The sequence below is a fragment of the Rhizobacter koreensis genome, from assembly GCF_013366375.1.
Lineage (GTDB): Bacteria > Pseudomonadota > Gammaproteobacteria > Burkholderiales > Burkholderiaceae_C > Schlegelella_A > Schlegelella_A koreensis.
This window is the reverse complement of sequence record NZ_JABWMJ010000006.1, coordinates 276,664-290,025: the sequence shown is the minus strand read 5'-3', so window position 1 is coordinate 290,025 and position 13,362 is coordinate 276,664. Positions and strand designations below refer to the sequence as shown.

At 72.7% G+C, this 13,362-nt stretch carries 12 protein-coding genes; 9 read left to right on the top strand and 3 right to left on the bottom strand.

Features of this window, described 5'->3' with window-relative positions; genetic code table 11:
* Positions 1–2 precede the first annotated feature (2 nt).
* The 7 genes from HQN59_RS14640 to HQN59_RS14610 all read left to right on the top strand — a co-directional run bounded on the left by HQN59_RS14640 (position 3) and on the right by HQN59_RS14610 (position 8,164).
* A complete protein-coding gene (locus HQN59_RS14640) occupies positions 3–1,550 on the top strand; it encodes an ATP-dependent DNA ligase (RefSeq protein ID WP_217704135.1) in 1,548 nt (515 codons plus the stop codon).
* Between the two features lie 5 nt (positions 1,551–1,555).
* A complete protein-coding gene (locus HQN59_RS14635) occupies positions 1,556–3,136 on the top strand; it encodes a glycine betaine ABC transporter substrate-binding protein (RefSeq protein ID WP_176069841.1) in 1,581 nt (526 codons plus the stop codon).
* Between the two features lie 100 nt (positions 3,137–3,236).
* A complete protein-coding gene (locus HQN59_RS14630; protein WP_176069840.1) occupies positions 3,237–4,307 on the top strand; it encodes a flavodoxin family protein in 1,071 nt (356 codons plus the stop codon).
* A gap of 56 nt (positions 4,308–4,363) precedes the next feature.
* The gene (locus HQN59_RS14625) at positions 4,364–4,984 is read left to right on the top strand and encodes a biliverdin-producing heme oxygenase (RefSeq protein ID WP_176069839.1); all 621 of its coding nucleotides are present in this window, start codon (positions 4,364–4,366) and stop codon (positions 4,982–4,984) included.
* Positions 4,968–7,157: an ATP-binding protein gene (locus HQN59_RS14620; protein ID WP_176069838.1), complete on the top strand. Its 2,190-nt coding sequence runs from the start codon at positions 4,968–4,970 to the stop codon at positions 7,155–7,157. The genes HQN59_RS14625 and HQN59_RS14620 overlap by 17 nt, the downstream gene beginning before the upstream one ends.
* Positions 7,158–7,258: 101 nt before the next feature.
* Positions 7,259–7,732 (top strand): bacterioferritin, encoded by a 474-nt coding sequence (gene bfr, locus HQN59_RS14615; protein WP_176069837.1) that lies wholly within the window; start codon positions 7,259–7,261, stop codon positions 7,730–7,732.
* Positions 7,733–7,840: 108 nt separating this feature from the next.
* Positions 7,841–8,164: a (2Fe-2S)-binding protein gene (locus tag HQN59_RS14610; RefSeq protein ID WP_176069836.1), complete on the top strand. Its 324-nt coding sequence runs from the start codon at positions 7,841–7,843 to the stop codon at positions 8,162–8,164.
* An 88-nt stretch (positions 8,165–8,252) separates the two neighbouring features.
* Here HQN59_RS14610 and HQN59_RS14605 read toward each other — a convergent pair whose 3' ends face one another.
* The 3 genes from HQN59_RS14605 to lysS all read right to left on the bottom strand — a co-directional run bounded on the left by HQN59_RS14605 (position 8,253) and on the right by lysS (position 11,494).
* On the bottom strand, positions 8,253–9,092 hold the full coding sequence (locus HQN59_RS14605) for a gamma-glutamyl-gamma-aminobutyrate hydrolase family protein (RefSeq protein ID WP_176069835.1): 840 nt from the start codon (positions 9,090–9,092) through the stop codon (positions 8,253–8,255).
* The gene (locus HQN59_RS14600; protein WP_176069834.1) at positions 9,089–9,859 is read right to left on the bottom strand and encodes a gamma-glutamyl-gamma-aminobutyrate hydrolase family protein; all 771 of its coding nucleotides are present in this window, start codon (positions 9,857–9,859) and stop codon (positions 9,089–9,091) included. Before HQN59_RS14600 ends, HQN59_RS14605 begins: the two co-directional genes overlap by 4 nt.
* Positions 9,860–9,967: 108 nt before the next feature.
* Positions 9,968–11,494, bottom strand: a complete 1,527-nt coding sequence (lysS, locus tag HQN59_RS14595; RefSeq protein WP_425342729.1) for a lysine--tRNA ligase — start codon at positions 11,492–11,494, stop codon at positions 9,968–9,970.
* Positions 11,495–11,555: 61 nt separating this feature from the next.
* Here lysS and HQN59_RS14590 point away from each other — a divergent pair, with 61 nt between their 5' ends.
* Together HQN59_RS14590 and HQN59_RS14585 are read left to right on the top strand one after the other, a co-directional pair.
* The gene (locus HQN59_RS14590; RefSeq protein WP_176069832.1) at positions 11,556–12,116 is read left to right on the top strand and encodes an acyltransferase; all 561 of its coding nucleotides are present in this window, start codon (positions 11,556–11,558) and stop codon (positions 12,114–12,116) included.
* Entirely contained in the window at positions 12,113–13,309 is a 1,197-nt protein-coding gene (locus tag HQN59_RS14585; RefSeq protein ID WP_176069831.1) for a glycosyltransferase, read from the top strand. Before HQN59_RS14590 ends, HQN59_RS14585 begins: the two co-directional genes overlap by 4 nt.
* Positions 13,310–13,362 lie beyond the last annotated feature (53 nt).

The window sequence follows — 13,362 nt, the reverse complement described above, 5'->3', positions numbered from 1 at the left end:
CCGTGACGACCCTGCTCGCAACCCTGATCGAGGCGTCGGCGCGGGCCGCCGCGACGCGCAGCCGCATCGCCAAGCGCGACGCCATCGCCGGGCTGCTGCGCGAGGCCGAGCCCGCCGAGGTCGGGATCGCGGTCGCCTGGCTGGCCGGCGAGACGCGGCAGGGCCGCATCGGCGTCGGCTATGCGACGCTCGCCGCCTTGCGGGCGGCCCATGCGGCCGAGCCGACGCTGACCCTGGTCGAGGTCGACGCCGCGTTCGAGCGCTACGCATCGACCGCCGGCAAAGGCTCGGCGGCCGAGCGCAGCTCGCTGCTGCGCGGCCTCTTCGAGCGCGCGACCGCGTCGGAGCAGGACTTCCTGGTGCGCCTGCTCGTGGGCGAGCTGCGCCAGGGCGCCCTCGAGGGCGTGATGCTCGACGCGATCGCCGCGGCCAGCGGGGTTCCGCTCGCCGACGTGCGGCGCGCCGCGATGGTGACCGGCAGCGTCGCCGAGGCCGGCCGCGTCGCCATCGCCGAAGGCGCGGCCGGGCTCGCGCGCTTCGCGGTCGCGCTGCATCGCCCGATCCAGCCGATGCTCGCGCAGCCGGCCGACGGCGTCGCCGACGCACTGGAGCGCCTGGGTACCGCCGCGGTCGAGTGGAAGGTCGACGGCGCCCGCGTCCAGGCCCACAAGACCGGCAGCGAGGTCCGCGTCTACACGCGCAACCTCAACGACGTCAGCGAGTCGGTGCCGGAGATCGTCGAGGCGCTGCAGGCGCTGCCCGCCGACGAGCTGATCCTCGACGGCGAGGCGGTCGCGCTCGCCGCCGGCGGCGCGCCGCAGCCCTTCCAGGTGACGATGCGCCGTTTCGGCCGCAAGCTCGACGTCGCCCGGATGCGCGCCGAGCTGCCGCTCGCGGTGTTCTTCTTCGACTGTCTGCACGCGGGCGACGTCTCGCTGATCGACCGGCCGGCGCGCGAGCGCTTCGACGCCCTCGCCGCCGCCGTGCCGCCGCCACTGGTGGTGCCGCGTCTCGTGACCGCCGACGTCGGCGCGGCGGAGGACTTCTACGCCGACGCGCTGGCGCGCGGTCACGAGGGCGTGATGGTGAAGGCGCTCGACGGCCGCTACGGGGCCGGCAGCCGCGGCGCCGGCTGGCTCAAGGTCAAGCGCGCGCACACGCTCGACCTGGTGGTGCTCGCGGCCGAATGGGGCAACGGCAGGCGCCGCGGTTGGCTCTCCAACCTGCACCTGGGCGCGCGCGACCCGGCCGGCGGCTGGGTCATGCTCGGCAAGACCTTCAAGGGCATGACCGACGCGCTGATCGAGTGGCAGACCCACGAGCTGCTGGCGCGCGAGAGCGGCCGCAGCGGGCACGTGGTCCATGTGCGGCCGGAGCTCGTCGTCGAGATCGCGTTCAACGACCTCCAGGAGAGCCCGCAGTACCCCGGCGGGCTCGCGCTGCGCTTCGCGCGGGTCAAGGGGTACCGGCCCGACAAGCGTGCCGACGAGGCCGACACCATCGACACCGTTCGCGCGCTGCACGCCGCGCAGCTGGCGCGCGGGTCCTGACGCCGATGCCGCGCGTCTGGCTCGGGTGGCTCGCGCTGGCGCTCGGCTGGGCGCTGCTGGCCGGCCCGGCGCGTGCCGCCGACCAGAAGCCGCTGGTCGTCGGCTCGAAGCGCTTCACCGAGTCGTACGTGCTCGGCGAGATCCTCACGCAGACGCTGATCGCCGCCGGCCGTCCGGCGGTCCACAAGGCCGGGCTCGGCAACACCGGCATCCTCGAGCAGGCGCTCGCCAGCGGCGCGGTCGACCTTTACCCCGAGTACACGGGGACCATCGTGCGCGAGCTGCTGAGGCGCGACGGCAACCCGACGCTCGACGAGCTGAACCGCTGGCTCGCGGCGCGCGGGCTCAGGGCGGGCGTGCCGCTCGGCTTCGGCAACACCTATGCGCTCGCGATGACCGCGGCGAAGGCGCGTGCGCTCGGCATCACCCGCATCTCGGACCTTTTCCGGGCCGGCGCTCCCAAGCTCGCGCTCGGCCTCTCGCACGAGTTCCTCGAGCGCGCCGACGGCTGGCCGGCGCTCGCCCGTGCGTACGGCGCGCGCGCCGCGCCGCTCGGGCTCGACCATGGCCTCGCCTACGACGCGCTGCTCGCCGGGCGCGTCGACGTGATCGACGTCTATTCGACGGACGCCAAGCTCGGGCGCCTCGGCCTCACCGTGCTCGCCGACGACCGCGGGTTCTTCCCGGCGTACGACGCGGTGGTGCTGATGCGTGCCGGTGTCGATGCGGCGCCGCTCGCGCGCCTCGCCGGCGCGATCGACACCCGCACCATGATCGCGATGAACGCGGCGGTCGAGCTCGACCGGCGCAGCTTCGCCGAGACGGCGGCGACGTTCCTCGCCGGCGGGTTCGCGGGGCGGGGCGCTGCGGGCGCCCCGACGGCGGGCGATTCCGCAGCGGGAACGCCGCCGGTGCGCGCCTCCGCGCGCAGCGACGCGCCGTCGCCCCGGGGCGCACCGGACCTCGTCGCGCGTGTTTTCGCGCCCGACTTCGCGCGGCTCGCCGGCGAGCACCTGCTGCTCGTGTTCGGCTCGCTCGCCCTCGGCGTCGCGGTCGGCGTGCCGCTCGGCGTCGCGGCGTGGCGCTGGCCGCGCGCCGAGCCGGCGCTGCTCGGCGCGGTCGCGGTGCTGCAGACGATCCCGTCGCTCGCGCTGCTCGCCTTCCTGATCGCCTGGCTGGACCGCATCGGCGTCGTTCCGGCGCTGGTCGCGCTGTTCCTCTACGCGCTGCTGCCGATCGTGCGCAACACGCACACGGGCCTGCAGGGCGTCTCCGCGGGCATGGCGCAGGCGGCGGCGTCGCTCGGCCTCACGCCGCGCCAGGCGCTGCTCCACGTGCAGCTGCCGCTTGCCGCGCCGACGCTGCTCGCCGGCGTGAAGACCGCGGCGGTGATCAACGTCGGCACCGCGACGATGGCGGCGTTCATCGGCGCCGGCGGCTTCGGCGAGCGCATCGTCGCGGGCCTCGCGGTCAACGACAGCCGCGTCATGCTCGCCGGCGCGCTGCCGGCGGCGGCGCTGGCGCTGCTGGTGCAGGCCGTCTTCGACCTCGCCGAGCGCCGTGTTCGTGGCGCCCGGCGGCGCTGACGAGGCCGCCCCGCGTCGCAGGAAGGCCTGGGCGACACTCGCGTGCGAACCGGGCCGGCGAGCAGGACCGGATCTCCACCACCTCGAACAGGGACGACGCATGACGAGCGTGCGCAAGGGGCAGGCACCCGGACAGCTGGCGCGTGACGAATTCGGGCGGCGCTTTCGCGCGTCGTTCGAGGACCCGGCGTTCGGCGGCGAAGCCGAGGCGATCGGCCGCCTCGAGCAGATCGCCTGGGAGGCCTACGCGGACGGCCGCAAGGCGCCGCTCACGCGCAAGGCCGGTCCGGGCTATGCCGACCCCGACTACGACCTGTCGGTCGAGTGGATCGAGGCCCGCGCGCGCATCGATCGGGCGCGCGAGGTCTGGGCCGATCCGCGCAGCGCGACGCGCGCGCTCGTGATCTGCGGCTCGCCGCGCAACGACGGCACCTGCCCGGGCGAGATGTCGAAGACGTTCCGCCTCGCCCGGCTGGCGAGGGATGTTCTCGCCGCCGAGGGCGTGGAGGTCGATTTCCTCGACCTCAGCCTGCTCACGTCGGAGTACCGGCGCCGGATCCATCCCTGCAAGGCGTGCGTCTCGACCGCGATGCCGCTGTGCCACTGGCCGTGCAGCTGCTATCCGAACCACTCGCTCGACCAGACCAACGACTGGATGAACGAGATCTACGAGCGCTGGACCGCCGCGCACGCGATCGTGATCGTCACGCCGACGCACTGGTACAGCACGTCGAGTGCACTCAAGCTGATGATCGACCGCCTGGTCTGCGCCGATGGCGGCAACCCCGACCCGACGTCGACGCACGGCAAGAAGCCCGACGAGGCCAAGGCACTCGAGCTTGCCGGCTGGGACTATCCCAAGCACCTCGCGCACCGGGTCTATGGGCTGGTGGTCCACGGCGACGTCGCCGGGATCGAGGGATCGCGGCGGGCGCTCTCCGACTGGCTCGACTGGATGGGCCTGATCTCGGCCGGCGATCAGGCGCGGCTCGACCGCTTCATCGGCTACTACGAGCCGTACGCGACCAGCCACGAGAGCCTCGACCAGGACGGCGCCGTTCAGGAGGAGTGCCGCAACGTGGCGCGGGCGGTGGCCCGCGTCACCGCCGCGCTGCGCCGCGGCGAGCTCGAGGTGCAGACGCACAGCCTGCCGCGACCGCGCCCCAAGTAACGCCGTCCGCGGGCGGGCGCGCCGGCCGCCGCCCGAGCTCGCATAGACTGCCGGCAGTGAATCTGCCTGCTTCTGCCGCGGTGCCGTGTGCTGCATCGACATCGGTCATTGCGGCGCTGCGTGCCGCCACCGCCGAGCGCCACGCAGCCATCGAGCGCCTGCTCCGGCTCGATGCCGATTTCGACCGCGACCACTACGCCCGCGTGGTCGCCGGTTTCGATCGCTTCGTGCGCGGCTGGGAACCGCTGATCGCCGCCGCGCTGCCGGGGCTCGCCGGCTGGCTCGCCGCTCGCTCGCGGCGGGCGTTCCTGCAACGCGACATGGCCGCCCTCGGCAACGCCGCGCCGCGCGAGCCCATGGCGCTGCCGAGGCTGCACATCGACAGCGCCGACGCCGCCTGGGGCTCGCTCTACGTGCTCGAAGGCTCGGCGCTCGGCGGGCAGGTGATCGCGCGGCGCGTCGGCCGCGAGCTCGGCATCACGCCGGCGACCGGCGCCGCCTACTTCGCCGGCTGGGGCATCGAAACCGGCGCGCGCTGGCGCGCCTTCTGCGAGCGCCTCGAAATCGAGGTCGGGCCTGCCGCGGAGGCGCGGCAACGCGCCGGCGCCGGTGCCCGCGACACCTTCGACGCGCTGCTCGGCATCTTTCGACTTACGCTGAATGAACCCACCCGTTGACCTCGACCACTGCGCGACCGAGCCGATCCACATCCCCGGCGCGGTCCAGCCGCACGGCTGCCTGATCGCATTCGATCCGGCCACGCTGCGCATCTCGAACCTGAGCGCCAATTGCGCCGAGTTCCTGCCGCTCGCCGGTGCCGGCGCACTCGGTCGTACGGTGCACGACTGCGTGCCGGCAGCGGTCGGCCAGTGGCTGGGCGACGCGTTGCCGCTGCCGGCCGCCGAACGCGAGGCGTTCCGCTGGCGCGGCGACGGGCGCAACCTCGTTGCCGTGCTGCACGTGACCGACGGACTCGGGCTTCTCGAGGTCGAGCCCGACGCCGAGGACGATTCGCCGGCGATCGCCCGCGCGGTCGAGCGGGGTTTGCGGCGCCTCGCCGGATCGGAGTCGCTCGGGCCGCTGGTCGCCGAAACCGTGCGCCTGGTGCGCGAGCTGACCGCGTTCGACCGCGTCATGGTCTACCGCTTCGACGCCGACGGCCACGGCTCGGTGATCGCCGAGGCCAAGGCCGACGAGCTCGAACCCTACCTCGGGCTGCACTATCCCGAGTCGGACATTCCACGCCAGGCGCGCGAGCTCTACCTGCGGCAGTGGTTTCGCGCAATCCCCGACGCGCGCTACACGCCAGTGCCGCTGGTGCCGCCGCTGCGCGCCGACACCGGCCGGCCGATCGATCTCACCGACTGCTCGCTGCGCAGCGTCTCGCCGGTGCACCTCGAGTACATGGCCAACATGGGCGTGCAGGCATCGATGAGCGTCTCGCTGATCGTCGACGGCCGGCTCTGGGGCCTGGTCAACGCGATCCACCGTACGCCGCTCGGTCTCACGCCGCGCCTTCGCCAGGCCTGCGAGTCGGTCGGCCGGCTCGTCTCGTTGCAGCTCGCCGCGCTGGAGGCGATCGAGATGCAGCGCGCCGAAGCTGGCCACGCCGGCACGATGAACCGCCTGGTGGCAGCGATGCGCAAGACCGACGCCGACGTCTTCGGGGGCCTGCTCGCCGAGCCGGACGCACTGCTCGACGTGATGCACGCCGAGGGCGCGGCCGTGGTGGTCGACCGCGAGGTCCGCGGGTGCGGCATGGTGCCGGCCGACGCCGAGGTGCGGCGGCTGGCGGAATGGGCGGCTTCGCAAGCCACTGACGGCGTGTTCCGGAGCCACGAGGTGCCGGGCGGCGGCGACGGCTACCCGAGCGGGCTGCTCGTCATCGCACTGCCGACGCCCGATCTGCGCTGTGCGATGTGGTTCCGTCCGGAAGTGGTGCAGACCGTCAGCTGGGGCGGCGACCCGACGAAGATCGTCGAGGCGGCGTCGCCGGATGGCGTGCCGCGCCTGCATCCGCGTCGCTCGTTCGCGCTCTGGCAGCAGACGCTGCGCGGCCACGCGCTGCGCTGGAGCGCCGCCGAGATGCGCGCCGCGGCCGACCTGCGCCGCTCGGCGATCGAGATCGACCTCGCCGCCAAGTTCCGCCGCGAGCAGGAGGCGGTGCGGGTACGCGACGAACTCGTCGCGGTGGTGTCGCACGACCTGCGCACGCCGCTTTCGGTGGTGACGATGCAGTCGTTCCTGATCCAGCGCCTGCTCGACGAGGACGGCACCGAGCGCTCGAAGCGGATGCGCGCCAGTTCCGACGTGATCCAGCGCGCCGCCGACCGCATGTCGAAGCTGCTCGTCGACCTGCTCGACCTCGCCAAGATCGAGGCGGGCCGCTACCAGGTGACGCCGACGCGCCAGCCGGTCACGACCATGCTGGAGGACGTGTGCTCGTTGCTGCAGCCGGTCGCGGGCGTGCGCCAGATCGCCCTGGTTTCGGCGTTGCTGCCCGAGGTCGAGGTGATGGCCGACCCGGAGCGGATGTTCCAGGTGCTCTCGAACCTGGTCGGCAACGCGATCAAGTTTTCGCCCGACGGGGGGCAGGTGACCATCGGCGCAACCGCGCGTCCCGGCGACTGCGAGATCTGGGTCGAGGACCAGGGCCCCGGCATCGACCCGGAACAGCTGCCGCACCTGTTCGATCGCTACTGGCAGGCGCCGGGCAATGGCGGCTCGCGGGGCTTCGGCCTCGGGCTCTACATCTCGCGCGGCATCGTGGTGGCTCACGGCGGGCAGATCCGTGTCGAGAGCACGCCGGGCAAGGGCAGCCGCTTCCTGTTCACGCTGCCGTACGCGTAAGCCGCGGCGACGGCCGGTCGCGGCGGGCGAGCTGCCGTGGCGCCGACGCACAATGCCGGCTCGCGTCGACCCCGGCGCCCCGAGCTCGCGAAAGGACATCCATGCAAGGCGATCCCCAGGTCATCCGTCTCCTCCAGGCCCAGCTGAAGAACGAGTTGACCGCGATCAACCAGTACTTCGTGCACTACCGGATGTTCAGGCACTGGGGCTTCGAGCGCGCCGCGAAGAAGGAGTACGAGGAGTCGATCGGCGAGATGAAGCACGCCGATGCGCTCATGGAGCGCCTGTTCACGATCGGCGCGCTGCCGAATCTGCAGGACCTCGGCAAGCTGCTGATCGGCGAGACCTTGCTCGAGGCGCTCGGCTGCGACCTGCAGTCGGAGCAGGGCGCCCAGGTCACGCTCAAGGAGGCCATCGCCGAAGCCGAGCGCGCGCGCGACTACGTCTCGCGCGACCTGCTCGAGAAGATCCTCGAGGACACCGAGGAGCACATCGACTATCTCGAGACCCAGCTCGAGGTCGCCGCCAAGGTGGGCGAGCAGAACTACCTGCAGTCGCAGCTGTACGAGGAATGAGCGTGGCCGGCGGCGGCGTGACGGACGTCACGCGGGCTGCCCGGGCGTGTCGGCCAACGCGCCGCAGGGACTTTGTCGAATGCGAACGATTCGCATTACACTGGCCCCATGATCGTATGTCTCTGCCACGACGTCTCGCATCACGACATCGCCCGCGCCGTCGATGAAGGCTGCGCCAGCTTCGACGAACTGCAGGACGAACTGCGCGTCGCGACCGCGTGTGGCGCCTGCCACGACTGCGCGCATCGTGTGTACCACGAGGCGGTCTGCGGCCCGAAGCAGGCCGCGCAACGCACCGGCCAGCCCGCGCCGGTCGCCCGTCACGAGCAGCGGCCGCGGCCGCCGATGCGTCAGCTGATCCGCATGCCGGTGTCGGGCGCATGGAACGGCGCCGAGTCGCGTGCCGGCACGCCGGCGCTCGACGCCGCCTGACGTCCGGCCGGTGCCTTGACGGCGCGCTGCAGCGCGCGGTTGTCCTCACGGCGGAAGTTCGTTCCGCCGACACCCCGGCCGGTGCTACCTAGGCTGAGGCCAGCAGCCGATCCGGCGGCTGCTTCGCACCCGCGGCGCGCGGCCCCTCTTTGCGCATCCGGGCCCAGCAGGCGTCGACGAACGCCGCCATGACCTTCGTGTAGTACGGGTGCTGCTCCGAGCGCCACTCGGGGTGGAACTGGAAGCCCCACGCGAACTGTCGACGGTCGTGCCAGCGGAACGCCTCGATCAGACCGTCGTCGGCGTTCGCCTCGACGACGAGCCCGCCGCCCAGCCGCTTGACGCCTTGCGAGTGCAGCGAGCTCACCGCGAAGCGCTGGCAGCCGGTCAGGCGCTCGAGCTCGCCGCCCGCGACCAGGTTGACGTGGTGGCGCTCGGCGTACTGCTCGTCGAGCGACTCCTCCGGGTTCTCCCAGTGCACCAGCGAACCGGCGAGGGCCTGCAGGCTCTGGTGCATGCTGCCACCCATCGCGACGTTGATCTCGTGCGAACCGCGGCAGACGCCGAGCAGCGGAATGCCGCGCTCGATGCACAGGCGCACCAGCGGCAGGGACACCGCCTCGCGGGTGTCGTCGTACGTCATCGACGGGTCGGCGGGCTCCTCGCCGAAGTGCCGCGGGTGGACGTTGGTCGCCGAGCCGCCGAGGAAGACCGCGTCGACGCCGTCGAGCATGAGTCCGAGCCGCCCCGGCGGCACGTGCGGGAAGCTGACCGGCTGCATGCCGAGGCTCAGCACCGCGCGAGTGCCGCCCTCGTCGACCAGCGTGTAGGGCTGGCAGTGGCCGTGTTCGTTGGTGAGCTGGCGATGGCTCGCGACGACCCACACGCACGGCACGCGCTCGGGCGCAGGCGGCTCGGCGCGGCTCATCGGCAGCCGCCGTTGCGCTCGCGGCAATGCTCGCGGCACGCGTCGGCGAACGCGCCCAGCGTGCGCTGGTAGAACGGAATGCGCTCGTGGTGCCATTCGGGGTGCCACTGCACGCCGTATCCGAACGCCTTCGCACTCGCCACGCGCACCCCCTCCACCAGCCCGTCGGGCGCGCGCGCCTCGGCGACCAGCCCGTCGCCGAGCCGCTTGATGCCCTGACCGTGCAGCGAGTTGACGAGCGCGCGGGTGCCGCCGGCCCATTCGGCGAACGCGCTGTCGGGTTCGAGGATCACCTCGTGGCGTTCGGCGAACTGCACGTCGAGGTCGACGTCTTCCGGCTCGCGGTGGTCCAGCAGCCCGGCCTCGGTGTGCAGCTGCTGGTAGAGGCTGCCGCCGAGCGCCACGTTCATCTCCTGCAGCCCCCGGCAGACGCCGAACAGCGGCGTGCCGGCGGCGATTGCCTCGCGCACCAGCGCCATCGTCAGGCGGTCACGGCGCGGGTCGAGCATGTCGGTCTCGAGCGCCGATGCGCCGAAATGGGTCGCCTCGACGTTGGACGGCGATCCGGTCAACAGCACGCCATCGACCAGCGGCAGCAGGTCGGGCACGTCGGCGGCCCCCGCCATCGGGTAGAGCACCGGCTGCAGGCCGAGCTGGCACACCGCGGCAGCGTATCGATCGGCGAGCACGGTGTAGCCGCCCGGATCCGAGAGATCGAGGTTGCGGTGGCAGGCCGGCAGCCAGACGAGCGGCTTGTGGTTGGGCATCCCGCGATGGTGCGGCAGCGCGCCCACGGGCGCGGCTGCCGGGTGCCGATTCCTGCTGTCGGACGACGCCGACAGTGCGCTGCCGCGCGCGAGCGCGGCAGGAGTGCGTCAGCCCTCGTGGCGCAGCGACGGAAACAGGATCACGTCGCGGATGCTCGGGGAGTCGGTGAGCAGCATCACCAGCCGGTCGATGCCGATGCCGCAGCCGCCGGTCGGCGGCATGCCGACCTCGAGCGCGCGCACGAAGTCGGCGTCGTAGTACATCGCCTCCTCGTCGCCGGCTTCCTTGTTGGCGGCCTGGGCGCGAAAGCGCGCCGCCTGGTCCTCGGCGTCGTTGAGCTCCGAGAAGCCGTTGGCCATCTCGCGGCCGGTGATGAAGAGCTCGAAGCGCTCGGTGATCGACGGATCGGCGTCCGACGCGCGGGCGAGCGGCGACACCTCGACCGGGTAGTCGACGATGAACGTCGGCTGCCAGAGCTCGCCCTCGACCACCGCCTCGAACAGGCCGAACTGCAGCTCGGCGAGGCTCCAGTGCGCCGGCGCCGGTTCGCCCGCGCCCTGCAGGCGCTCGCGCAGCACCGCCGCGTCGCCGGCTTCGGCGTCGGAGAGGCCGGCGTGCCTGACGAGCGCCTCGCGAACGGTCATGCGCGCGAATGCGGGCGCGAGGTCGACCTCGCGCCCGGCGTAGGTGAGGGTCGCCGACCCGACCGCCTCGACCGCGGCGTGGCGCAGCACCGCCTCGGTGAAGTCCATCAGGTCGTGGTGGTTCCAGTACGCCGCATAGAACTCCATCATCGTGAACTCGGGGTTGTGGCGGACCGACACCCCCTCGTTGCGGAAGCTGCGGTTGATCTCGAACACGCGCTCGAAGCCGCCGACGATCAGGCGCTTCAGGTAGAGCTCGGGCGCGATGCGCAGGAACATCTGCTGGTCGAGCGCGTTGTGATGCGTGACGAACGGCCTGGCGTTGGCGCCCCCGGGAATGGGGTGCAGCATCGGCGTCTCGACTTCCATGAAGCCGTTGTCGACCATGAAGCCCCTGATCGACGCCAGCAGGCGGCTGCGCGCCATGAAGCGCGCGCGAGCGTCGCCGTCGGTGATCAGGTCGACGTAGCGCTGGCGGTACTTCTGCTCGGCGTCGGCAAGGCCGTGGAACTTGTCCGGCAGCGGGCGCAGGCTCTTGGTGAGGAGCTTCAGCGACGACAGGCGCACCGAAAGCTCGCCGGTGCGCGTCTTGAAGAGGGTGCCTTCCGCGCCCACGATGTCGCCGAGGTCGAGATGCTTGAAGCGGTCGTACGCCTCCTCGCCGAGCGCGTCGCGCGCCGCGTAGAGCTGGATCCGGCCGGTCGCGTCCTGCAGGGTGCCGAAGCTCGCCTTGCCCATGATGCGCTTGAGCATCAGCCGGCCTGCGATCGACACGGCGACGCCGAGCGGCTCGAGCGTCTCGTTGTCCATGACGCCGTACCGGCTCGCCAGGGCGGCGGCGCGGTCGCGCGGCTTGAAGTCGTTGGGGAACGCCGGACCGGCGCTGCGCAGCGCCGCCAGCTTGGCGCGGCGCTCGGCGATCAGCGCGTTCTCGTCGACGAGGGGAGGGGCAGGGTTCTGGGACATGGGCACTCGCGGGCGGCCGGGCATTCTAGGGGCGGGGTCCGGCGCGGCCGGGCGGCCCGGTGCCGATGCCACAATCCGCGCCACCTTGGCCCCCATGTCGTCCGGCTCGTCACGTCTGCGCTCGCAGGCCTACTTCATCGGCCTCGCGGCGATCAACGCGCTGCACCGGGTGCTGCCGTTCGCGCTGCGGCCGCTGCTCTACCGGGCGTGCGGCTTCCGCATCGCGCGTTCGGCGACGCTGCAGGGCGGGGTGCGCTTCTTCCACGTCGGCCGCCTCGAAATCGGCGACGGCACGCTCGTCAATCGCGGGGTCTACCTCGACAACCGCGGCGGACTCACGATCGGGCGGCATGTCTCGATCGCGCACGACGCGCGCATCTACACGATGGGCCATGACATCCGCGACGCCGACTTCGCCGCCAAGGCGAGGCCGGTCCGCATCGATGACCATGCCGTGCTGTTCGCCGGCGCGATGCTGATGCCGGGGGTGCACGTCGGCGCCGGCGCGGTGGTGCTCGCCGGCGCGGTGGTGACCCGGAGCGTCGCGCCCGGGCGCATCGTCGGCGGCAACCCCGCCGTCGACATCGGCGCGCGCGGCATCGAGCCGACGTACCGGCTCGACCGGCGCTACTGGTTCGCGCATTGACTCGGCGCGACGCGACGACGCCGGCCGGAAGCGATGCGGCGACGCCACCCGCGGGTGCCGATCGCGAGCCCGCCGCGCCGCCAGCCGGGACGCAGCCGCGCGTCGCCCTGATCGACGGCGGCTCGTTCGTGCTGCCATACGACCACCGGGTCGCGACGGCGCTGGCGGGGCAGGGCGTCGGCGTCGACTTCCACGGCTCGCGCACCGCCTACAACGCCGAGTTCCTCGACGCGATCGCAGCACTGCCGGGTGCCCGGGTGACGAGCCGCAGGGTCTCGGGGACCACGGCGTCGCGCCTGCGCGGCGGCGTCGAGTACGCGCGCCTCTGGCTCGGCGTGTGGCGCGCGCGCCGTCGCTACGGCGCGGTCAATCTGCAGTTCAGCGTGCTCTGGCCGGTCGAACTGCCGTTCTGCGGAGCGCTCGGGCGACGCTTCGTCCTCACGGTGCACAACCCGGTGCCGCACGGCTTCGCCGGACAGCGCCATCGGCCGACCGCGTGGCTGGCGCGGCTCGCGGCTCGGCTGGTGTTCGTCAGCACGTTCTCGCGCAACGACTTCATTGCGCGCTACGGCGAGCGCTTCCGCGCCAAGTCGGTGGTGCTGCCGCACGACCTCCTGCCGCTCGCTCCCGGTCTGCCGCGCGTGCCGTACGTGCGCTGGCGCGCGCCCGAGGCGCTGGTGTTCTGGAGCACCGTCAAGCCGTACAAGGGCGTCGACCTGTTCGCCGACCTCGCGCGCTCGCGCACGTTGCGAGCCAGCAGCCTCGGCCTCGAGGTGGTCGGCGCGTGGGACGCGGCACTGGCACCGCTGCGCACCGAACTCGCCGGGCTCGGCGTCACCGTCGTCGATCGCTTTCTCGACGGCGCCGAGCTGCTTGCGCTGCTCGCCCGCCCGGTCGTTTTCGTGCTGCCCTACCGCGAAGCGTCGCAGTCCGGCGCGCTCTACACGCTGCTGCACCACGGCTGCCTGTTCATGTGCAGCGACGTCGGCGACCTCGGCGACTTCATGCGCCGGAACGGCCTCGAATCGATGCTGCTCGCCGATCGCAGCGCGGCGGCGGTCGAGGCGTGCCTGGCGCGACTTGCCGCCGACCCGGCGGCGGTGCTCGCGGCGTTCGCCGGCGCGCAGGCCGCGACTGCGGCGGCGGCGACCGCGGCGATGCCGCTGCGCGCCGCCTACGGGCTCGCGGCATGACGAGCCGCCGGCTCCCGCCGCGCGGAACGGCCCACGGCGACTGCGCCCGCAGC